The sequence below is a fragment of the Plantactinospora sp. KLBMP9567 genome (genome assembly GCF_033446045.1).
In the GTDB taxonomy this organism is placed as follows: domain Bacteria; phylum Actinomycetota; class Actinomycetes; order Mycobacteriales; family Micromonosporaceae; genus Plantactinospora.
In genome coordinates this window covers 1-23,671 of the sequence record NZ_JAWQRR010000070.1, presented here as the reverse complement: position 1 = coordinate 23,671, position 23,671 = coordinate 1, and the positions used below count along the sequence as shown (strand labels likewise).

Genomic DNA, 23,671 nt, shown 5'->3' with positions numbered 1-23,671 from the left:
ATCGGTGCCTTGAAGTCGCGATCATCATCACTTAGCGTGGGCGAGTGATCACCAGCCAACGGGGGCGCTGAACATGCGGGTCGAGGTCCGGTTGCTCGGCGCGGTGCAGCTGTACGGTGACGGTCGGCCCGCAGCCCTGGGCGCGGCAAAGCGGCGGGTCATGCTCGCGGCGCTGGCGCTGGAGGCCAACCGCTCCGTCTCGCTCGGCCGAATCTCCGAGATGGTCTGGGCGGGTCCGCCGCCCCGCTCGGCGATCGCCAATCTGCGCAGCCACGCCGCCGCGCTGCGGCAGATCGTCGGCGACCGCCTCGTCGCGGAGCGCGGTGGGTACCGGCTACGGCTGGCGCCGGGGGAGCTGGACGTCGACGAGTTCCGGCGGTTGGCCGAGGCGGGCCGCGACGCGCTCGCGGCGGATGACCCGCATCTCGCGGTGTCCCGCCTTACCGCGGCGCTGCAGATGTGGCGGGGCCGGGCCGGTGACGGGTTGCCCGGTGGTACCGCCGTCGAGGCCCGGCTGGCCAGCCTCGACGAGCAGCGTCTGCCCGTGGTCGAGGATCTGGTGGAGGCGCGGCTGCGGCAGGGTGAACACCTCAAGGTCGTTCCGGTGCTACGGCAACACCTGCACCACGATCCGCTGCGGGAACGCGCCTGGGGCCAGTTGATGCTCGCCCTCTATCGGGGCGGGGACGCAGCGGCGGCACTGGGCGCGTACCAGGAGGTTCGGCGGGTCCTGGACGAGCAGCTCGGGGTGGCGCCCGGTCCGGAGCTGTCGGCGCTGCACCGGGCGGTGCTCGACCGGGCACCGAGCCTGAACCCGACCCGGGACCGGATCGTGACCACGTCCGGTGGGCCGGAGCTTCGCCTGGCAGTCGAGGCGCCGCGGGAGCTGCCTCCGGACGGGGTGGAACTGGTCGGCCGGGACGCCGAGGTCGCCGAACTGCTCGCGGCCGTACGGGGGGCGGGACAGGTGCCCACCACCGTGGCGGTGTCCGGTCCTGGCGGCAGCGGAAGGTCCGCGTTGGTGGTCCGGGTGGCGTACCTTACGGCTGCCGAGTTTCCCGACGGCCAGGTCTTCATCGCCCTGCGTCGACACCAGGCCGCTGCCGCGGCCATTGCGCCGGCCGAGGTGGTGGCGAGGGCGCTCCGGGCGCTCGACGTGCCAACCGCGAGTTCGTCCGACGGGCTCGACGAGCTGACCGGCCGGTACCGGTCCGTGCTGACCCGGCGTCGGGTGCTGCTGGTCGTCGACGACGCCGAGCATGCCGCCCAGGTGCGTCCGCTGGTGCCGGCCGAACCGGGCTGCGCGGTGATCGTCACCTGCCGGGGTCGGCTGCACACCCTGGACGGCGTACGACACGTGTCGGTGCGGCCATTGGCTCCGGCGGACGCGTACGCGCTGCTCGCCGGCCTCGTCGGCGCGGCACGGCTGGCCGCCGAGCCGGAGGCCACCGCCGAACTGGTCCGGCTCTGTGCCGGGCTGCCACTGGCGATGCGGGCGGCGGGGGCGCGGCTCGTCGGCCGACCCGAGTGGCCGGTCGCACTGCTGACCGAGCAGCTCGCCGACGAACGGCAACGGCTCGACGTGCTGACGTACGGGGATCTGTCGGTCCGGGACAGTGTCGCCGCCGGCTACCACGCGGTGCGGGCGACCGACGAGCTGGCCGGACAGGTGTTCCGGCTGCTCGGAGAGCTGCCCTCCCCGGTGCTGCCGGCGCAGGTCGCGGCCCGGCTCGACGTACCGGCGGCGCGGGCCTGGCGGGCCCTGGAGAGCCTGGTCGACGCGCAGTTGGCCCGTGCCGAGGCGCGGAGCGGGTACCATCTGCTGCCGTTCGTCGCGGAGTACGCCGTGGAGCTGACGGCGCGATCCGGGCCGGCGACGCAACCTGCGGTGGTGCCCCGTCCCCGGTCCGGTCGGGACCCCTCGATCCGGTCCGCCGCCGTCCGCACCCTGCAGGCCGGCTGAGCCTTCGCGCGGCCGGAACGGCCGGGTCTCCGGGCCGCCTTGCCTGGCCGTGTCGTGGCTGGTCGAGGCCGGGAACGAGGATCGTTGGCGGGCGCGATCGGATCGATACATTCCCGCGAGTATGTCGGCGATAGCGGCGAAGGTATCTCCGGCTTCTACCGTCGGCCTGACGTGCCTGCGTCGGTGCGGAGGGTGAGGGCTGATGGGAAAGCTGCGCGGGGTGCTGGCCACCGTTCTGGTGCTGGCCCTAGTGGTCACGCTCGGTGGGGTGGAGTCCGTGCCGTCGGGGCAGTCGGCGCGGACCGGGGCCGCCGGTACCGGCGGCGACGACGGCTGGCTTTCGCGGCTGGGTGATGCGGCGCGGAGTCTGGTCGGCGCCGGGCCGCGCCGGGAGCGCCCGGAGCCGGTGAGTCCGGGGCTGGCGGTGGATCAGGCGGCGCCGGCTGGCCGGGAGGTGAAGCCGGCGAAGCGGGTACGCGAGCTGACCGGCCGGCGATCGGCCACCACCCGATTCTTCGAGATGTCCGACGGCCGGACTCAGGCCGAGGTTTCGACCGGAGCCCGGTTCTACCGCGACCCGACGGGACGGTTCCAGCCGATCGACACGACGCTCCGCCCTGGCGGCGACGGCGGGTTCGCGAACACCAGCAACACCTTCGGCAGCCGGTTCGGCGTGCGCAGCGACGACCTGGTGCGATTCGATCTGGGTGGCGAGCGGATCCGGCTCGGGCTGGCCGGCCCCGCTCGCCGGGTGACCCCCACGGTGGACGGTGACACCGTCACCTACCGGGACCTGGCCGATGGGGTCGACGTGACCTACCAGGTGACCGGGGAGACGCTGAAGGAATCGATCATCCTGCGCCGCGCCTCGGCCACCGCCTCGGTGACCTTCCAGCTCGACCCCGGTCGGTTGGCCGTGTCGCAACGCGACGACCAGGCGCTCGAGTTCCGGGACCCGGACAGCGTCCAGGTGCTGCTGGTGATGCCGGCACCGTTCATGTTCGACGCGCGCGACGACGCGGAGTCGCCGTACGGGAAGACCTGGAGCGACAAGGTCACCCAGCGGCTGGACACCTCGGGGCCGGTGCCGACCCTGACCGTCTCCGCCGACCGGGAGTGGTTGGCCGATCCGGCTCGGGTCTTTCCGGTGACGGTGGACCCGACGATCAAGATTCAGCCGACGCCGTCGGAGTCGGCGGACGCGATGATCGTCTCCGACGACCCGGCCGGCAACTACGACGGGAACTGGCGGCTGTCGGTGGGCACCACGACGTCGTCGCAGGTCCGCAGCCTGGTCAGGTTCGACCTGACCGGTGTCCCCCGGAACACGACGATCGACTCGGCGTCCCTGGAGATGTACTTCGACCAGGAGCACACCACCAACGCGTACGACGTGCCGATGGAGGCGCGGCAGGTCACGGCGCCGTGGACCGAGTCGACGGTGACCTGGAACTCGGTCAACGCGAGTACGGGTGTCGGGGCGGCGACGGTGGTCACGGTCGACGACACCGACACCACGAAGACCGCGATCAGCGGGGACTGGCCGGCGTCGGCGAACCCGGACTTCATCAAGTACGGGATCAACGGCACCTACAAGTACAACAAGAACAGCGTCTCCGGTGAGACGTTCACCTGGATTCCGACCCTGCCGGAGGCGGGGGCGTACACGGTGGACGCGCACTACGTGACCGCGTCGGACCGGTCGACGGCGGCGCCGTACCGGGTCGTGCACAGCGGCGGCACCACCCCGAAGAGCGTGAACCAGCAGGTGCCGGGGGTTGCTGACTGGGCCACGCTGGGGACGTTCGGGTTCACCGCGGGGACGACCGGTCGGGTGGTGCTGGGCGACGCCGGGGTGTCCAGTTCGGTGGCGGTGATCGCCGACGCGGTGCGGTTCACCAAGGCCGGTGCGGTGAAGGAAGCCGAGGAGTCGAGCGTCTGGCACCGGTTCCCGGTCACCAACGTGGTGCAGTCCTGGCTGACCGGTACCGCGAACCACGGGTTCATGCTGAAGGCGGCGGACGAGGCGACCCTCGGCCGGGGCGGCCCGCGCTACGAGGCGGCGGAGTACGCCTACAACGGCGAGAACGAGAACAGCCCCAAGCTGATCGTCAACTACGGCCGGCCCGGGGTGACCCTGGCGGCGCCGACGACGATCCACTCGACCGGCGCGGAACTGGCCTGGTCGGACTACCCCGGCAGCGACCTCGCCGAGTACCAGGTGCACCGCTCGGTGTTCCAGACCTTCACCCCGTCGGCGGCGACCCTGGTGGCGCCGGTGCCGGACGGGACGACGACCTTCACCGACACCACCGCGACCCCGACCCCGGTGGACTCGGAGGACCCGTTCGGGCAGGTCTACTACTACATGGTCGCGGTGAAAACCCGGGACGGCACGCTGATCCCGGCACCGACCCAGATCGTCCGGCTGCCCCGGGCCGGCCGGACCGTCCAGGTGCTCCAGGGCGACGCCCCAGACACCACGCTGGCCTCGGCCCAGCCGTCGACCGGGCACGACGTACTGGCCGGCAACCCGTGGCTGATGGTGGGGAACAACTCCGGCACCTACGGTACGGCCCGTAGCGTGGTCCGGTTCCCGGGCGTGTCGTCGATCCCGGCCAACGCCCAGGTGTTGGAGGCCGAGTTCGACCTGTGGTCGGTGACCACGCCGACCCCGGCGAACGCGACGTACGAGGTACACGCGCTCAACCAGACGTTCGACGAAGCATCGGCCTCCTGGGACAACGCCGCCACCGGCGTCCCGTGGACCAAGGGCGGAAACTACGACCCAGCGGTGCCGGACACGGTCACCGGGAACACCGACGACCCGGCGTGGCGGATCTGGTACGTCAAGGACCTCGTGCAGCGCTGGGTCTCCGGCGGGGCCGCCAACCACGGCTTCCTGGTGAAGCTGGCGAACGAAATCAGCCCGGCGGAGCGGACGCTGTTCCTGTCCAGCGAGGCGGCGGAACCACAGTTGCGGCCGAAACTGGTGGTCACCTACACCACGCCGACCACGGCGCAGACCTACCACGCCCCGGACACGCCCCGGGAACTGGCGCCGGCCAGCACCTACACGGTGCCGGTGACGGTGTCGAACCCGACCACCACCACGTGGTCGGCGGCGCAGTGGGAGCTGTCCTACCGGTGGGCCCGGGCCGACGGTATTCCGCTGGACGACCCGACCCACCGGGCGGTGACCCCGCTCGGCAAGGACATCGGTGCCGGGGACGCGGTCTCGGTGTCGGCCCAGGTGAAGACGCCCCCGCCGAGCACCGAGGGGAACAAGCGCACCGACTACGTCCTGAAGTGGGAGCTGCACAAGAAGAACACCGACGAGTGGCTCTCGGACACGGTGCCGATCGCCGCGCTGGACCAGATCGTGTCGGTCGCGGAGCCGACCTCGAACCAGCTCGGGCTGGAGAAGTTCTACTCGTATGCCGGGAAGAACACCGGCGCCGGCGGCACCCTGATGAACAACCTGTACGCCGGCAACACCGTGTGGTCGTACGACGCGTTCAGCAACCCGTCCCGCGGCCTGGCGACCTTCGTACGGCTCGCGTACAACTCCCTGGACACCACCGACACGGTCGCCGGGTACGGCTGGTCCCTCCAGGCGTCCTCGCTGATGCGGCTCGGCACCCCGCTGGACTTCCACCCGAACCCGAACCCGACCAAGGTCACCCTGACCGACGGCGACGGCACGAGTCACTGGTTCACCTGGGACCCGACCGCCGGCCAGTGGGTCAGCCCCAACGGCGTGCACCTGTACCTGCAACGGCTGGTGACCTGCGGCAACAAGACGGAGGAGTCGCGGGCCTGGCAGTTGACCAGGCCGGACCGGACGAAGTTCTTCTACGACTGTGACGGCTACATGTCGGCGGTGGTGGACAACAACCTCAACGAGCTGCTCCTCACCTACGAGGAGCGGAAGTCAAACAACAAGCCAACCAAGTTCCTGAGGTACCTGACCGACCCGACCGGCCGGCGCACCCTGACCATCGACTACTACGCCAAGGGTGCCGACTACTCCTACATCGACGACACCACGTGGACGAAGCGGTCGGCGTCGAACCTGACCAACCCGCACATCATCGACCACGTCTCACAGATCACCGACATCTCGGGGCGCAAGCTGACGTTCACGTACACCGACAAGGGCCTGCTCGGTGAGCTGGTCGACGGCGCCGGCTCGACCAACGGCGCCCCGAAGGTGTTCAAGTTCGCCTACGACATGACCCAGGGGAACAAGAACGTCAAGCTGGTCAGCGTCACCGATCCCCGGGGCCACGCCACCGAGCTGGCGTACTACTCGCCGCCGCAGGACGACCCGAAGTTCCACTGGTGGACGAAGACCTACACCGACCGGCTCGACCATCCGACCCAGTTCGCGTACACCGATCCGGACGGGCCGCAGGAAGACACCATCCAGACGGTGGTGACCGACGCCGAGAACCACACGACGACGTACCTGATGGATGCCTTCGGGCGGCCGGTCCAGACCACGAACGCGAAGAACCAGGTCATCAAGCTGGACTGGGACGACGACCACAACGTGGAACGGCTTGAGGAAAACAACCGCGCCGTCTCCACCTGGCGGTACGACCAGAAGACCGGCTACCCGCTGGAGATCAAGGACGCCGAAGCGGTCAAGAACGGCTGGCCGGGCACCACCATGGCCTACCAGACCGGCCTGGACGGGTACACCGCTGACCTGGTCGCCAAACAGTCCCCCGAGGGTCGGAGGTGGACATTCACCTACACCGCCGAGGGCGATCTGGAGACGGTGACGGACCCGATGGGACCGACCACAACGGACCCGGACGACTACACCACCCGATACACCTACGACACCTGGGGTCAGCAGCTCACCGCCACCGACGCCAACGGCAACACCACCAGATATGGCGACTCGGCCGCGGCCGATTCCGGCTTCCACCCCAGTGGCTACCCGAAGACCATCACCGAACCGCAGCCGTTCAACAACGCGACCGGCTACGAGTACGACGAGCGCGGCAACGTGCTCACCGTCACCGACGCTCTCGACCATCACACGACCCAGACCTACGACACCTACGGTCGTCCTCTGGTCAACCGGGTCCCGGTCGACGAGGAGCATGGCCGGTTCATCACCACGCCGGCACCGAAGTACGACGCCAATGACAACGTCACCGAGGCGACCGCACCCAACGGCGCCGTCTCCACCGCGGTCTACGACGACGCCGACCAGATCGTCTCCGCGACCGCACCGAAGAACTCCGACTCCGGCTCCGCGCCGGAGCGGATGACCACCTACACGTACGACAAGACCGGTCACGTCCTGACCATCACGGAGCCGAACGGCAACGCCACCGATGACCCGACCGACTACACCACCACCAACACCTACAACGAGATCTACCAGTTGACCGACGTGGTCAACGCCCTCGGCGACAAGATCTCCTACCGGTTCGACGACGTCGGCAACCTGGTCACGGTCATCGACCCGAAGAAGAACGCGACCGCCGATCCGGACGACTACTCGGTGAAAAACGCCTACGACCTCCGGCACCGGATCGTCTCGATCACCGACGCGCTCGGCAAGACCAGCTCGATCAGGTACGACAAGGACTCGCTCACCCTCGCCACCCGTGACGCCGAGGGCAACGAGACCCTCAACGTGTACGACGAGCGGGGCAAGCTGGTCGAGGTCAAGGTCCCGTACTCCGGCACCGGCGACGACATCGTCCACCGGACCACCCGCTACGAGTACGACGAGGTCGGCAACACCGTCCGAGTAATCAGCCCGCGGGGCACGCAGACGGAGAACCGCGACGACTTCGCCACCCGCACCGAGTACGACGCGCTGAACCGGCCGGTCAAGCAGTTCCAGCCGTACGACCCGGCCGACGGGCGATACAACAACGCCGAGGTCTACACGCAGACCTTCTACGACGAGGTCGGCCGGGTCAGCAGGACCTCGCTGCCGCCGTCCGAGGGGCAGAAGACCCGCAACGACACCACCTACACCTACTTCGACAACGGGTGGGCCAGGTCCTCCACCGACCCGTGGGACATCGTCACCAGCTACGACTACGACGAACTCGGCCTCCAGACGTCCCGCACGCTGACCTCGGCGGACGGGGAAACCAGCCGCACCATGGGCTGGTCCTACTACCCGAACGGCGCCCGGAAGACGAAGAGCGACGACGGTGTGCCGGTGGGCAGCGCGGTGCCGCTGGTCGACAACTCCGACGTCCAGCACGTCACTACGACCGGGACGTGGGACACCGCGGAGGCTGCCGGGCAGCAGGGCATCGATCACCGGGTGCATGCGGCGGGTGCCGGCACGGACACGTTCACCTGGACGCTGAATATCCCGAAGGACGGCAAGTACACCGCGTACGTCAAGTTCCCGGCCGTGGCCGGAGCCGCGACCACCGCGAAGTTCTCGCTCACGCACAGCGGCGGCGTCACGGACAAGACCGTGGACCAGACCAGCGGGGCGGGGACCTGGGTCAGCCTGGGCAGCTTCGACTTCGCCCAGGGCAACGGTGCCAAGCTGACCCTGACGCAGAACGCCGCCGGCGTCGTGGTCGCCGACGGGGTCAAGCTCGTGCGCGACACGTCCGGGGAGACCGACGAGGAAAAACATGATTTCCGGTACGTCTACGACCTCAACGGCAACCTGACGTCGATCGACGACAACTCGTCCGGGGCGAAGATCGACGCGTACACCCTCGCCTACACCGAGCTCAACCAGGTGAAGTCGGTGACCGAGGCGGTCGAGGGCGAGGCGAACCGGATGACAAGCTACACGTACGACGAGGTCAACAACCCGTTGACGGTCAGCCACCCGAAGCAGTTCTCCAAGTACACCTACGACCTGCGGGAGAAGGTCGCGTCGGTGTCCGTCGGCGACTCGGCCGACGACCCGTCGCCGCAGGTCTCGTCGTACACCTACACCGACCGCGGACAACTGGCGACCGAAACCAAGGGCAACGGCAACGTCGTCACCAACACGTACTACGCCGACCAGTCGGTGCGCAGCTCCACGGAGAAGAAGGCCGACGGCTCGGTGGTGGCCTCGCACACGTACGAGTACGACGCCAACGGCAACAAGGCGAAGGACGTCGCGGCGAAGATGAACGCCGACGACCACTCGGCGACCCTCTCCTCCACCACGGAGTACAGCTACGACCCGGCGGACCGGATCGCCCAGTCGGTCAAGACCGGCAACGGCGCCACCACCGAGACGTACGTCCACGACGACAACGCCAACGTGATCAGCCAGAACGTCGGCGGGCTGTCCACGACGTTCCGCTACGACCGCAACCGGCTACAGACCTCGACCACGGATGGGGCGGTCTCCGGATTCACCTTCGACCCATTCGGCCGGCAGGAGTCGGTCACCCGCGGCGGCCAGGTCGTCTCCCGCAGCGTCTACGACGGCTTCGACCGGGTCACCGAGTCCCAGCAGCGCGATGCCGACGGGTCGATGAAGTCCACGAAGTACACCTTCGACCCGCTGGACCGGACCCTGTCCACCACGGCTGGCGGGAAGACCACCGACTACACGTACCTGGGCTTGTCCGACGAGGTCCTGCTCGAGGAGGTGAACGGGCAGCTCAGCAAGTCGTACCGGTACAGCCCGTGGGGGCAGCGCCTGTCGCAGGTCAAGGTCAACGACGACGGGACGACCGAGGACGGCTACTACGGCTACAACAGCCACACCGACGTCGAAACGCTGACCGACGAGGACGGGGACACTCGGGCGACGTACGGGTACACCGCGTACGGCAACGAGGACAAGTCCGAGTTCACCGGCATCGACAAGCCCGACCCGGCCGACCTCACCAAGGAGCAGTACAACTCGTTCCGGTTCAACGGCAAGCGGTGGGACCCGAACTCGGAGACCTACGACATGGGCTTCCGGGACTACTCCCCGGGGCTCAACCGCTTCACCACGCGGGACATGTACAACGGCGCGCTGGCCGACATGGGGCTGGGTAGCGACCCGTTCACCGGCAACCGGTACGCCTTCACGGGCGGCAACCCGATCAGCAACGTGGAGGTCGACGGACACTTCGCTATCGCGGCCGTGCTCCCGGCCCTTGCGGTTGTGGTGGTGGCCGTAGTGGCCTACGTCGTCATCCGGGAAGCCGTCAAGAACGTGGCCGAGGAGATCCAGTCCCGGGACTGGACCAGAGACGAGGATGAGCCCGAGCCGGAGCCCAAGCCGACGCCCCGTCCGCCGGGCCCGGGCACCGATACCGATACCGACGAGAAGGGGGACTGCACCCGCAACGGCCAGGGCTGGGTCGAGCACGGCGAGACGGACGCGGGCAACGGCAACCGTGCCACCGGTGTGGAGGCCTGCCTGACCGGGGAGAGCATCAAGGGTGGCACGCCGACGACGCAGACCATCAGGCCGCCGGGATACAATTGGGCCGGCCGGACCGCCGCCTTCCTCGGGAGTCGCGACGTGCGAGGCGACGTCAACAACTGCCACTTACTCGGCAAGCAACTCGGCGGGTCGGGCACTGATCTGAAGAACCTGGCCACCTGTTCCGCGCAGGCCAACTGGAAGGGCACCAGCCAGGGCACGAGCATGCGCATGTACGAGGACCAGGTCCGAAGGGCGGTCGAGACCGGCAAACAGACGGTCCACTACGCCGTGACGCCGCTCTACGACGGCAACCGCACGGTGCCGGTCGGCTTCCACATCACCGCCTACGGCACGAATCCCGACGGCACGCTCGGCATCGCGATCGACGACATCGTACCGAACACGTACAACGGGACTAACCTCGGAGCGTTCAACGATCCCAACACCGGCGCCGCGGTACCAACTGGGGGCACGAGTTGATTGCCGAGCTGAGGAGACGTGATGCCTGAACCCGCGGAGTTGGAGGCGCTGTTGCGCCTCATGCCGCCCGTGACGGAAAGCGACACGGTGGTCGACTGGGACGAGATCAGCGAGTCCTGGGGGAGATCCTTCCCGGCCGCGTACCAGCGCTTCATCGCGGTCTACGGAGTGGGAACGATCGAGGACTACCTGGTGATCGGCGCACCGGAGCCCTGGGCCGAACCGCCCGACGGGGACGACAACGACATGCGTGCTGGTACGGCCTTCGCCAGGGTCCTGTGGCAGGAGTCGCGTAAGGAGCGCGACCTTGAGGGCACGACCCCACGGCTGATCCTGTGGGCCCTGGACGGCAGTGGCGACAACCTGTGCTGGGACGCCTCCGATCCGGACCCCGAGCAATGGCCGGTGCTGCTCTACAACCGCGGCGATAGCATCTGGCGCCGCTACGACTGCGGCATGGTCGAGTTCCTCGTCCGCCACATCGAAGGAGAGTTCCCCACCTGCCCTCTGGGTGACGTCGGCCTCTTCGGCCGTAGGAGCGCCACCTTCCTGACCCGGACGGAGTACATGCGCCGGCTGCGGTCCGGGGTGGACCCGTGGACCGGCGAGCCCGACCCCTTCGCCGGCATGTACAACTACAGATAGCACGACCACGAGTTGAGGCCCGGCCGTCATCGGCCGGGCCTCAACCCTACGTGAACAGCTTCCAGCACTGCGGGTGCCGAGAATCCCGTCTGTGCTGGTCAGGCGGTTCTCGTATTCGTGGAGGATGCCGCTGAGTCGGTCGTGTCGGTGGATGCGCAGGCGTGTCAGCGTCGCCCGACGGTAGCGGCATCGTAGGCCATGACGTCAGCCGGAGCGACCGACTGCCCGAGAGCCGCTCCCAGGAAAGCGCAGAGGCCAACCCCGTCGCCGCGGGGCGGCGTCCTCCGCAGTCCGCCGCCCTGTTGGCCGCGCCCGGCGATCCGGTTCGTCACCGCAGGTCGTCCAAACGATTCCGCGTTCCCCATGCGAGGCGTATTGGGAGCAGCGAGGGCGTGACCGACCTCAACGCCGACCGGTTCGCCCCGGGCCGAGGTGATCGTCGTCGCTACCGTGCCTCCGGCTGCAGAGCAAAGCGGGAGGGGCGCTGTACTGCGAGGTCAGGGGTGGGAGCGGAGGTTGGTATATCCGGATCTGCCTATTTGATCGATGACCTGTGCGAGGTGGTGCGAGGTGGTCCAGGCGCGCCAGTTCGCGGCGTTGCCGGGCCCGCCGAGGCCGTCCGCCCGCGCGGCGATTTGGTGGTCTCCCCAGGAAAAGTCTCGTCCTTGTGGAGGCCAGTGGTCGGAGGCCACCAGTGCCTTGCACAGGTCGTACATTGCGGGTTTGTCGGCCTCGTTCTGTGGCCAACGGTAGATCCACCACAGCTCGTCGTCGGTGTAGCGCAGACTGGGCATGGGTCGCCAGGCCGCTCCGGTCGTTCCCGGATGGGCGATGCCGTAGTCCGCGTACTGGATGCCGAGGTCCTGCACGCGCTGCCACAGTTGCAGATCCCAGCGCCGTAGGGGTGTGGGCGTGTGGACCGGGAGGTGCGAGACGCTTTCCGGCATGGCGCCGGCGGCAACCGTGACCGAACGCCAAGGATAGCGCTGAGCCCAGGACACGCATTTGCGGACGACCGGTTCGACTCTGGTCAGGTCGCGTTCGGATCGCACCTCGAACACGTCAAGGACCAGGTGGCAATGCTCGATGGTCAGGCCGATCTGATTACGAAGCCGATCCAACGCCTCCTCGGCTTCCTCGTCGTCCGGGTCGCGGATGTCGCTGCCCAGTCGGAGAATCGTGTGGCCACCATGGAGGTCGGCCGCGTGTCGAACGTCGGCCAGCCGTGCTGCGGTGTCGTACAGGTGGAGGACTGGCAGCATCGGGATTCCCCAGGCCGAGAGGTCGTCGGCGATGTCGCGCAGTGGCCGACGCACGCCGTCGGTGGGATCGGGGAGATGCCGAACATCAACCGCGATCGTCAGTTCGGCAGGCGCCGACTCGCATACCTGCTTGCCGAATCGGTAGGCATCCTTGGTGGGGCCGTTGGCGGTCGGGACCACCTCAAGGATCGGCAATACGTGCCGGACCAAAGCAGCGGGCAGATGCGCGATCGCCCTGAACTCGCCTTCCCGGCCTTTGAGGATGGGCATGTACGTGACCATGAGTCCGTTCCTGCCGGTTTTGTTCCGAGTCAGGCGCCTCCATCTATGGTCGACGTTACGTGACCTGTTGACAACTCCTCGTTCTCGCTCTGCTGGCAGTCGAGATGTCCCGGCCCCAAGGCTGCGTGGTCAACATCGATGTTGCTGAGGTACCCCTTCGTGGAGCGGTTGATGTGTTCTCCGGTTTGGTTGTCCGGCCACGTCATCGATACGCGCCTGGTTCGTTTGACAGGGTGAGGTATCGCATTGAGGTGATCTCCATGGGCGGTACGGCGAGTGTCAATCAGCCTGATTTCCTGGCCGGGTGGCTGCACAACACGCAAGCCCAGCCCAGAGTCCGAGGGCACCGGCCATCACCTTCTGTCGGTCTCCTGCGGTTCGCGTTCTACGGACGGATCTCCACTGCCGAGTACCAGGACGCCATCTCGTCACGGGCCTGGCAACTCGACTTGGCAGACCGGACCGTCGCCGAGCAGGGTGAGATCGTCAGCGAGTACTTCGCATCGGCTGCTCGCGTCGTCTGCCGTGGCAGGTCCGCCCGCAAGCCGCCGCACTGCTGGCCGCCGTCACCGAGCCGTGCCGGGTGTTCGACGCGGTGATCGTTGGCGAGTACGAGCGCGCCTTCCACGGCGATCAACTCGCCGGCGTCGCCGCCGTGCTGGCCGCTCACGGGGTCCAACTGTGGCTTCCCGAGACCTGTGGGCCCGTCGACCTGAACAACCCCACCCACCAGGCCCTGGCCATGCTGCTCGGGCACCAGTCCAAACGGGAAGTCCTCCGTGCCCGGTTCCGCACCACGATGGCCATGCGCGCGCAAGCCCGCGATCAGGGCCGGCACCTGGGCGGGCGACCGCCCTACGGCTACCGCCTAGTTGACGCCGGACCCCACCCGAATACCGCCCACGCCCGGTGGGGACGTCGACTGCACCGACTCGCCCCCGACCCGGTCACCGCACCGCACGTGCATTGGATCTTCGCGCAGCGGATTGCCGGAACCAGCGCCGCCGGCATCGCCCGTACCCTGAACCACCTGGGTGTTCCGTCACCATCGCAGTACGACCGCGCCCGCAACTGGCATCGGACAGCAGAAGGGTGGACGGTGCGGACGGTCGCGGAGATCCTCGCCAACCCTCGCTACACGGGGCGGCAGGTGTGGAACCGGCAGTACACCGACCATCAGGAAACCGAGCCGGGGGACCGGCGCGCCAGTCGAGGATCGGTACGGCGCTGGAATCGACGAGACCAGTGGGTGCTGTCGGCCCGGTTGGTGCACCCGCCGCTGGTGAGCGAGACGGACTTCGTCCAAGCCCAAACGGTGAACGCGGTCGCCACGCCCGAGGACGGCCAGCCGCGCCGGTATCTGCTCACCGGACTGGTCGTCTGCCGAACCTGCGGCCGACGAGCCGACGCGCACTGGGTACACGGACGGCCCGGATACCGGTGCCGGCATGGCCACACCGGCGCCAGCCCGCCCCTACCCGGCCGGCCCAAGCCGCTGTACCTAGGCGAAGACCTGCTTCTCGCCCACATCGCACGGCAACTCGACGGCCGCACGACCGAAGCGCGCGACGACGCGCGAGCTACCGCCGCGTACCTGCGGGCGAACCAGATCACCATCATCTGCGACGCCGACACCATCACCCTCGACCGGCAGCCGTCGCCGGCACGAATTCCACGCCAGAAGCAGCGACCCCCACCCGAACCGCTCGAAACATGAACGGCTTTGGTGGGGGTTAACGTGTCCGAGGGCGATCGATACCGTAGGCCCACGGTTGGCGTGCATGGACGATGACGTGATGATCGACTACCGACGGTAGCAGGTCGGCCTGGCCTGCTACCGATCCGCCGGCGCCCCGGCTGATCAACCGCACCATCACCCACCGAGGCCGCAACGGCCAGCGACGCAGCTTCGCCTAGACCGGCTACATCGCCCTACTCGCCGCTACCGACCAGCAACTCGGCGGTCCGATCGTGCTCGTGTCGGACGACCTCAACACCTACATCAGCACCGCGTATACGCGCGTTGGTCGCAGTCCGGGGCTGGCTGACCGTAATCCGGCTGCCTGCCTACACCTCCGGACCTCAACCCCGCCGAAGCCGTGTGGTCGCACCTCAAACGCAGCATCGGCAACCTCGCCGTCCGAGGCGCCGACCACCTGCTGGCGATCATCCGCAACCGCTTCAAGCGAAGCCACCACCGCCCGACCTGTTCGACGGCATACTGATCCACACAGGCCTGACCCTCGAACCCGACTCAACCTACAAGATCTGCGATACAGAGATTGAGGTCAGGTTCGGTTCGAGGGCCATACCGGTAGGTGCCATCGCACGGGCTCGCGGGACATCCACCGATCGTGCGATGGCACAGCGTCGTGCCGTTCTTCAGAGCGTGGCCTGGAACAGCGGCCGGAATCCTTTCTATCGAACATTGTTCCTATGTGTCTCGATCAAGACATCGAACGCTTCGGCCTGCTCGAAAGGTTCTCCGTTACGAATCGTCTCATTCAGGAGGTCATGTACACGTTGCGTCTCCGCCTTCTGCTCAGCCACGAGTTTCTCGACCACCTTGGCGAGTTTTTCGCTGGTCATCTGGGCGGCCCCGTCAGCGATGGGGCTACCCACGAGCTTCTCCAGGACGGCCAGCCATTGTCGGCTGAGCCGCTCAGCGTACTGCGCCCGTTTGACATCCACGTCGTGTTCGCAGTCAATTTTGATCAGCTCTTCCCAGTACGGGCGGACGGTCTGCTTGACGTGTTCGTCGAGCTCCACCCAGACGTGGGGTCGGCAGGTGACCTCCATGCCGCCGCGTTCGTACCGCCAGGGTTCCCCGTCAGCCAGCGCCCGCTGGATCTCGGCCTCCAGCTCACGTGCCCGGTGCGCGGGATGGTTGCGGGCGCGGGCTGCGACGAACTGGGTGATCGCCCGGATGGCGTAGGGCATGAAGTACTGCGCCAAGCTACCCAGCATCTCCCTGGGCAGGCCGTCGGACGACCAGATGAAGGTCGCGTGGACGTTGAAGCTGAAGACGTAGCCCCGGGCTGGTACCACGATCGGTTGTGAAAGGCGACGTCGTTCGGTCAGCCGACCAGGCGGTGGCGGCGGTGGCGTGATAGGAACGAACGCCGGTTCCGGTGGCACCAGCGGGGGGGAGAGCCACCGCCAGAACGCCAACAGCCACCTTCCGAGTCGGCGCCACAGGCCGACGCGTGGGGTGTTCGCAATGGGAGTGTCTGTCATGTCACCGGTCCCTCATCGCGGGTTCGATCCAGCCAGGTAGGCCCTCGTTGCGGAACTTGAGGTGTCGGGCCAGGTAGAAGCGCATTCGGCGACGGACGGTGGCGTCGCCCGCCAGCTCGCTGACCATCTCGGTTGCGGGCTTGCGGAGGTTGTCGTCGAGGTCCGCATGGACCATCCAATCGCCGAGGACCGTCCAGCCAGCTGGTGAGGTTTGGCGGATCAGCAGTGCCACACGCCAGATCCGAGCGAGCGCTATGCCATCGACATCGCGCGCGGCCAGCCGCTCCAGCAGATCAGGTGCGCCTCTACTTTCATAGGTGCTCTTGCCGGCCAGAGCGAGCAGGGCGTTGGCGGCGTGCCTCTGCAGCGGCGGGGCCTGTGCCCAGTCGGCAAGCTCAGAGATGATCTGGTGCGTCCGGTCGGTGGCGTAGAGCTGGCTGACGGCCTCCGCTACCGAGCCCATGTTCTGCTGCATCCGATCTTCGGCGATGCGGCGCAGATCTGCCAGGCTCCAGCTGAGGTCGGGCTGTTGCAGGCCGCTCGCGTAGACGAGCGCGGCGGCGTCGCGGTGGTGGTTGAGTCGACCGTTGGCCCACTCGCGTACTTTTTTTCGTACCCGCTGGCTGACGTGGCCGCCGAAGTCCGCAGTGACGATCGCCCAGGCGGCGGCTTGACGTAACCGGGGGCGAGGCGACGCCGCCCACCCGTCGATCAGGTCGCGGCACACTCGATCGAAGTCGTGGTGAGCGAGGAGACCGGCTACCTGGGCGGTTGCCCGGCGTACCAAATCGTCGTCGGATGCCGCCATGGTCTTGAGCCACTTGAGTAGAGCGGGTCGAGTGCTGTCGAAGTCGTGCCAGGCGACGTCGATGATGGCACCGCGCATCTTGGGGTCCCGTAGCCACGCCAAGCGGGAGGCACCTCCGCGTGCCTGGGCCCTTTCTTGCCCTTCCTGCCAGTCCTCCCGCAAAGGCCCGAGGAGTTCGAACACCGGGTGCTGCAGTGCCATCCGACCCCACTCCGGTCGGTTGGCTTCGCCGTCGATCTGCTCCAGCAGCAGATCTGCCGCCTCGAAGACGCAGTGCAGCGGCAGGCGGTGGAAGACGGCGTACGACATCCGGAAAGCCCGCTCGTGCTGGTCGGCGCGCCGGTGTCGTCGGTCTGCCTCTGCGCGCCTAGACCGCAGGATGTCGGCTGCATGTTCGCGGCGCCTCGGCTGAGACAGAGCCAGAATTTCCTTTATCGCGGACTCGTCAACGGGATGACGCTTCGCGATGGCACTGGCGATCGCGACGGCCTCCCGTGGTCCATTAGTGGCGTCCAGAGCCTCGCCGAGCTCCGTGATCTGTAGGTACCAGTCGATCTGCTGCTCGCCTTGCGCGCTTGTCAGGTGCCAGCGCTCGTACAACAGGTGTCGCAGGTGGTGACGGAAGACCTCACGGGGCAGGGGTAGCTGGTGGCGTACCTCAGCGCTATGCCGTACTTTCCCACGAAAATCGTCATCCCTGATCAGCAGCAGCGAAGCCGAACGTCGGCGGAAGGTGTCGGCGAGACAGCGCATGACGGTGACGTGTCTGTCACCGGCCAAGCGAAGGACGTAGCCGTGATCCTCAGCGATGCAGTCCGGGTCGCGGACGATGACGTCAGGCTCGACGTCCGCAGGCAGCAGCACCTCGCGTACCCGGTCGGCACGGTGGTGTCTAGCCAGGGCGGCACATGCCGTGCTGAATCTGCCGGTGTTCGACAATCCCGTCAGGCAGGCCGTGGAGCGGTGGTTCAGGACCGCAGCGAGGGACTCGTCAGCGGCGCTGTACGCGTACACCTTCAGCAGGTCGGGCACTGCTGGAAGGTGCCGGATGATCGGTTTGGCCGGTGGTTGACCCTCATAGGTCACGTAGACGGTGTTGTTGTCCCCGAACGCCGCTGGCCCGTGCGCGTTTATGTCGGCGTAGGAACTTCCGGTGAACTGGTCACCGTACAACTCCTCGCCGACCTGCGGATCCATCCACAACGAGTCAGGCTCGATCGTCTCATCAGGTTCGCTGTATGACGTGTCGCGGTCATCTATCGGCTGGGCTAGAGCCTCCGACACGGCCGCGAGCTGTGGGACCGGATCGTCCTGAAGCTCAGCCTCCGCACTGGCTGACGGGGCGAAAGCCCCGTTTGACGACAGCGGATCCTCGTTCATCGACGGGGCCACCTCGGATCGACTACGTCCTGAGGGTTGTTCGTAGAGACGATGTTGCCGTTACCGTAGGCCGTCGGCCCATGTGAGGTGATGTTGTGAAACACCTGGCCGCCGCCGGTCGTGCCTGGCACAGGACGGTCCCTGCGGTTAACAGTGCCATCGTCGGGATGATCTTCGGCCTGCCCCAAACGTTCGTGGTCCGTCGGTCGTCGGCCAGCCGCGTTCTCGCCAGGGATGTAGATCCAGGCGGGTGCTTCGAACTTCTTGTCGGGCAGGCTGGCCATTACCCGGAGGAAGTGCTCCGGCCGTAAATCTTGGTAGTGCCGAACGACGTCCTGGTAGATGCGGTCCGAGACGATGAGCGCCGCTTCCGCACCGGGGAAGCGCCGCAACGCGCTCTTGAGTTGAGGCGAGTCCACCAGCCGGCAGACGTCCACGACGGCGTCACCGGGATAGCCGTTGGCGCCGTCGAGGTGGACCGGGCCCTCGTGCACGGCAAGACGCAACCGGACCCGCGCCTCGGGTGCCAGGCCACGGTTGTGCTCCCGCAGCAGCCGGTCGATGAGCGGTGTAAGCCGGGTGGCAACAACTCTCTCGCTGGTCCCGGCAGGAAGGATCGCGAGTTGACCGTCACCGCCCTGCTGGACACGCCACTTGGCACGGTCGAGCCCCGCCTCATCGCAGGCGTTCTGCATGATCTTCTGCAACGCCTGCTGTGCCCGGTACTGCAGGACGTTGTCTCGGACGCTGTAACTCTCCATGTCTACGGCGACAAGAACCCGCCGGTGCGGATCTGCGAAGTCGGCCACCCGTTCAACCCCTCAATCAGTAGCTCGAACAGTCACGTCCATCTCTACCGGCCGCCAGCAGAGAAGACTCCATACAAGTACGGGTTGTCGCGTTCACGGCTGCGGAACGAGAACCGATACTTGGACGCCCTGCACACCGTCGTGGTCCCGTCCCCTGGGAGCATGGGAGCTTCTTGCCAACCGCGCAGACCCTCGACCCTCGACCCCTGGCGTGACATTCAGGTGGGCCTGGCCACCGCCACGTCGCTGCAGACGTCCATCCGTCACGCCGATACCAAGGCCGCCACGCTCCTGGCAACGGAAGGTGCGGTGGCCACTGCGGTGACCGAACCCGCCGCGTCGCTACTGTCCGCGGGTACCACCGTGTCGGTTGCAGGGACGGTGCTACTAGTCGGCCTGCTGACCGGGCTGTCGGTTGCCTCTTGGCACCTCATTCGTGCGATGCGTCCACAGTTGGACGGCGTCGCCGGTGACAACAGATTCGGCTTCCCTAACCTTGCAAGGGCCGGCAGGCGACCGACTGCAGCCAACGTGCGTCAGCAACGAAACGAAGCGTGGGAGTTCGTCTCGACGCTTGCCCTGATCGCGATGGGTAAGCACACCCGGGTCCGCAAGAGCCTGCCGTGGCTCGTCATGTCCCTGACAGCAGCTGGCCTGGTGATCGTCATGAGGCTGGCCCTGTCCGTAGCGTCATGACCACAGTGAGAGCATCCTGTAGCCAGAACTGAGCCATGCGTGAGCGCCGAGCCGTACCAGGAGGTTGCACGTGTCAGACCAGCGGTGGCTACCCGGAACTCTGCTCGGCCGCCTCGACACGGCGGCACGCAGTCGACTGCTGTCCATCGGCGTCCGGCGCTCGGTCGACGCGTCACAGGTCGTCCTACACGAAGGAGCCACCGAATCCCACATCGTCCTGCTCGATGACGCTCTCGCGAAGGTCACCGTCGCCATGACGAACGGACGCCAAGCCCTCCTGGCCATCCGCGTGCCCGGTGACATCGTTGGCGAGATCTCCGCCCTGAACGGCACACCGAGAACCGCGACGGTCACGGCCTGCAGGCCGTCCATGATCCGCATCATCCACCGTAGCGAGTTCCGCGCGTTCCTGCGCAGCAACCCGGAGGCGGCCATGGAAGTCGCCGGTATCGTCGCCGACCGACTGCGCTGGGCCAACCGCCGGAGAGTCGACTTCGCGTCCTACAACGTCAAGGTGCGACTGGCCCGGGTCCTCTGGGAGATCGCCACCGCATACGGCAGGCGTGATCCGAGTGGTGTCGTGATCGACATCCGACTCACCCAGGCAGAACTGGCCACCCTCTGCGGCGCGGCGGAGATCAGCCTGCAGAAGGCCCTACGCGCATTGCGTTCGGCGGGCACCCTCGACACCGGCTACCGAGCGATCATCGTGCGAAATATCGAAGAACTGCGCTTTGCCGCCACGGACGGGGGCCAAGAACCCATCACGTAGAGCTGAAGTTAGGCCCATTGTCCGCACAACATCGATGCCCAACGGCGCCCACCAGATGACCAGGCTCGACATGCTGGTAAAGATGCGTGCCAGCAGCTGAGGCCCACCCACTCCGGTGGAGCGATGATCACCTGGCGCGATTGATGCCGAACGGCTCCGTTCGGCTGGTCGATGCCGTTGCCAACCGGCCGGTCGGCAGGCAGCGCCCGTTGAAGGCGGACCGTCTGTCCGCCTATACCACGGGAATTCTTCGGTATGAATGTCCGCGTGTCAGAGGACCAGAGTGAAGATCTCGAAGATTCCCTGGCCCGGTGGTTGAACGAGCAGTCGGAGGCAGGTGCGCAGTCGCGCAACCACCGACAGGGCGGTCTGCGGTTCGCGTTCTATGGTCGGATGTCGACGGTCGAGCACCAGGACCGGGTGACGTCCCGGCACTGGCAGCTGGACTGCGCCAGCGAACTCGTCGCCAATCACGGGGCGATCATTACCGAGTACTTCGACGTCGGCTGCTCCCGCCGCCGAAGCTGGCGGCACCGCCCGCAATCCGCAGCTCTGTTGGCCAGGCTCGGCGATCCTCTTCGCGGGTTCGACGCGATCGTGGTCGGCGAGTACGAACGAGCCTTCTCCGGGAACCAACTGCCGCACCTGATGCCGCTGCTCGAACAGCACGAAGTGCAACTGTGGTTACCCGAAACGGATGGGCCCGTCGACCGTCACAATCCGACGCACCAGGCGCTGATCATGTTGCTGGGTGTCCAGTCAAAGCGCGAGGTGCAGCGTTCCCGGTCTCGAGTCATCACCGCGATGCGGAGTCAGGCGCGGGAGCAGGGGCGCTACCTCGGCGGCAGGCCACCCTACGGCTACCGGCTCATCGACGCCGGTCCCCACCCCAATGCGGCACACGCTCGATGGGGTCGCCGACTTCAGCGTCTCGAACCCGACCCGGCCACGGCCGCACACGTACGGCGGATGTTCACCCAGAGATTGGCTGGTCACAGCCTCGCGGGCATTGCCCGCGCCCTGAACGACGCTGCCGTCGCCTGCCCGTCCACCGTCGACCCCAGCCGTAACCACCACCGCGCCGGCGAGAGGTGGACCCTTCGAACTGTCGCGGCAATCCTCGGCAACCCCCGCTACACCGGCCGGCAAGTATGGAACCGGCAACGCACCGACGTCGATACCCACGGCGGACCCGACGCACGCGGAACCATCCGCTGGAATCCCACCAAGGACTGGGTGATCTCCAAACAGCAAGCCCACATCGCGCTGGTCACCGAGCAGGACTTCATCGCCGTCCAGGCGATCCGCGCCCACCGGAGCACCCACGACGGCGCCACCCGCAGCTACCTGTTCACTGGCCTGCTGCGCTGCGGCCCATGCGGCCGGAGAATGGAATCCCACTGGGTCAACCAGCGCCCCGGCTACCGATGCCGCCACGGCCACACCAGTGCCCAACGACCCGCCAGCCGGCGTCGCAAGATCCTCTACCTGCGGGAGGACCGCATCATCGCCAGGCTAGTACGGCAGCCGCCGTTCGGGATCATGGTTGGAGTTCGAGGTTGAGGCGGCGTGTGTAGTGGGCTCGGCGGGCTCGGGCTTGATGCTGTCGCCGCCAGCCTGACCAATGCAAACGGTGGGCGAGGTCGCTGATCGGGCGGATGATGCAGGCGTTGATCAGGCGGCGGACCTCGTTGACGGTGAGCGTGATCAGTCCGCTGTCGGCCGGGTCGTCGTCGGTGGCGTCGGCGGCGCAGATCGCCAGGACGGCGAGGGCGGCCAGGGCGAGGGTGGTGAACCGGTGCCAGGAGTCCCAGCGGCGGACTTGGTGCTGGTCCAGGCCGACCTGGCTCTTGGCGGCTTGGAAGCTCTCTTCGATGCTCCAGCGGATGCCCGCGACCCGCACGAACTGGGCGAGGGTGGCCGGTCTGGGGGTCCAGCAGCGGTAGAAGGCCAGCTCACCGGTGCTGGTGTTGCGGCGGATCAGCAGGCTGTGCCGGCCGCCGTCGTCGGGGTCAGCATCGGTGCATACGTCGTCGAGCCAGGCCCAGTCGTAGAAGCGCGGCCCCTTGGATCCGGCGCCGGCGGAGCGGCGCTGCCACGCCGAGACGGGCAGATCAGCGGCGATCCGGTCGGCGCGGATGCGGGTTTTGCCGCCGTCGATCGGCACCAGGTGACTGCGGGACACGGCCAGGACATAGCCGAGTTGATGCTCGCGCAGGTGTGCGCGGAAGACGCTGCTGTTGCCGTAGGCCTCGTCGGCCGCGGCCCACCCGGCCGGCACCCCGGCATCCAAAGCCGCAGTGATCATCTCAGCGGCCAGCTCCGACTTGGTAGCGAACTCGATCTCGTCGGGCACGCCGGCAGCCTGGCAGCGGTCGCGGTCGTCGGTCCACGACGCCGGCAGATACACCCGCCGGTCGATCAGGGTGTGCCCGTCGGCGCCCGCATAGCCCAGGAACACCCCGACCTGGCTGTTCTCGATCCGCCCTGCCGTGCCGGTGTACTGCCGCTGCACCCCGACCGTGTAAACGCCCTTTCTTCAGGTCGCCGGTCTCATCGACGGCCAAGACCGCATCCGGGGCGCCGAACCGGTCGACGGCCAGAGCCCGCAAATCGTCGCGCACGGCGTCGGCGTCCCATACCGCCCGGTACAACAACCGCTGCATCGCGTCCGGCCGGGCATGCCCGGCCTGCTCTGCCAACTGCCAGCACGTCTTGACCTCAAGGTCAGACAGCAGCCCGGTCACGAATTGTCCCGCCGCCCGACGCGGCTCCACCCGCCCGAACCGGCCCGCGAAGCATCCCAGCACCTCGGCCAGCACCCGCTCCCACCGACCAACCGCTACGCTGTGGCACGCGGCCACCGCAAGATCTGAAGTTGTGTCCACAACGCACAGACGATCACGCGGTGGCCGCCTCGCGTCCACCCCGGCACACCAGCAAGATCTCAAACGGCGGCTGCCGTACTA

General features: G+C 67.4%; 11 protein-coding genes and 1 pseudogene. 7 read left to right on the top strand and 5 right to left on the bottom strand.

From position 1 onward, the window contains the following. Positions 1-73 precede the first annotated feature (73 nt). The 3 genes from R6Y94_RS44235 (at position 74) to R6Y94_RS44225 (ending at position 11,456) form a co-directional block, all read left to right on the top strand. Complete coding sequence (locus R6Y94_RS44235) at positions 74-1,963, top strand: BTAD domain-containing putative transcriptional regulator (RefSeq protein ID WP_318403273.1); 1,890 nt, start codon at positions 74-76, stop codon at positions 1,961-1,963. 202 nt (positions 1,964-2,165) lie between these two features. Beyond that, the gene (locus R6Y94_RS44230; protein WP_318403271.1) at positions 2,166-10,811 is read left to right on the top strand and encodes a DNRLRE domain-containing protein; all 8,646 of its coding nucleotides are present in this window, start codon (positions 2,166-2,168) and stop codon (positions 10,809-10,811) included. 21 nt (positions 10,812-10,832) lie between these two features. Beyond that, the gene (locus tag R6Y94_RS44225; protein ID WP_318403269.1) at positions 10,833-11,456 is read left to right on the top strand and encodes a hypothetical protein; all 624 of its coding nucleotides are present in this window, start codon (positions 10,833-10,835) and stop codon (positions 11,454-11,456) included. Positions 11,457-11,953: 497 nt separating this feature from the next. On the opposite strand, the gene R6Y94_RS44220 is transcribed toward R6Y94_RS44225, so the two are convergent. After that, the gene (locus R6Y94_RS44220; protein ID WP_318403268.1) at positions 11,954-12,988 is read right to left on the bottom strand and encodes a beta family protein; all 1,035 of its coding nucleotides are present in this window, start codon (positions 12,986-12,988) and stop codon (positions 11,954-11,956) included. 607 nt (positions 12,989-13,595) lie between these two features. On the opposite strand from R6Y94_RS44220, the gene R6Y94_RS44215 reads away from it, so the two are divergent. Next, a complete protein-coding gene (locus R6Y94_RS44215; RefSeq protein ID WP_318403266.1) occupies positions 13,596-14,717 on the top strand; it encodes a recombinase family protein in 1,122 nt (373 codons plus the stop codon). 701 nt (positions 14,718-15,418) lie between these two features. Here R6Y94_RS44215 and R6Y94_RS44210 read toward each other — a convergent pair. The 3 genes from R6Y94_RS44210 to R6Y94_RS44200 form a co-directional block, all read right to left on the bottom strand. Continuing rightward, complete coding sequence (locus R6Y94_RS44210) at positions 15,419-16,171, bottom strand: hypothetical protein (protein WP_318403264.1); 753 nt, start codon at positions 16,169-16,171, stop codon at positions 15,419-15,421. A 67-nt stretch (positions 16,172-16,238) separates the two neighbouring features. Continuing rightward, positions 16,239-18,425: a hypothetical protein gene (locus R6Y94_RS44205; protein ID WP_318403262.1), complete on the bottom strand. Its 2,187-nt coding sequence runs from the start codon at positions 18,423-18,425 to the stop codon at positions 16,239-16,241. Then, positions 18,422-19,186, bottom strand: coding sequence for a hypothetical protein (locus R6Y94_RS44200; RefSeq protein ID WP_318403301.1), 765 nt, complete (start codon positions 19,184-19,186; stop codon positions 18,422-18,424). Before R6Y94_RS44200 ends, R6Y94_RS44205 begins: the two co-directional genes overlap by 4 nt. A 270-nt stretch (positions 19,187-19,456) precedes the next feature. On the opposite strand from R6Y94_RS44200, the gene R6Y94_RS44195 reads away from it, so the two are divergent. From R6Y94_RS44195 to R6Y94_RS44185, 3 genes are all read left to right on the top strand, one after another. After that, positions 19,457-19,930 carry a hypothetical protein gene (locus tag R6Y94_RS44195; protein WP_318403259.1) on the top strand — a complete coding sequence of 158 codons (474 nt, stop codon included), beginning with the start codon at positions 19,457-19,459 and terminating at the stop codon, positions 19,928-19,930. A gap of 70 nt (positions 19,931-20,000) precedes the next feature. Then, positions 20,001-20,702 (top strand): Crp/Fnr family transcriptional regulator, encoded by a 702-nt coding sequence (locus R6Y94_RS44190; RefSeq protein ID WP_318403257.1) that lies wholly within the window; start codon positions 20,001-20,003, stop codon positions 20,700-20,702. A 267-nt stretch (positions 20,703-20,969) separates the two neighbouring features. Next, positions 20,970-22,265: a recombinase family protein gene (locus tag R6Y94_RS44185; RefSeq protein ID WP_318403256.1), complete on the top strand. Its 1,296-nt coding sequence runs from the start codon at positions 20,970-20,972 to the stop codon at positions 22,263-22,265. Here the strand turns inward: R6Y94_RS44185 and R6Y94_RS44180 are convergent. Then, a pseudogene (locus tag R6Y94_RS44180) lies at positions 22,243-23,509 on the bottom strand (IS701 family transposase). The gene R6Y94_RS44185 and the pseudogene R6Y94_RS44180 overlap by 23 nt on opposite strands. Positions 23,510-23,671 lie beyond the last annotated feature (162 nt).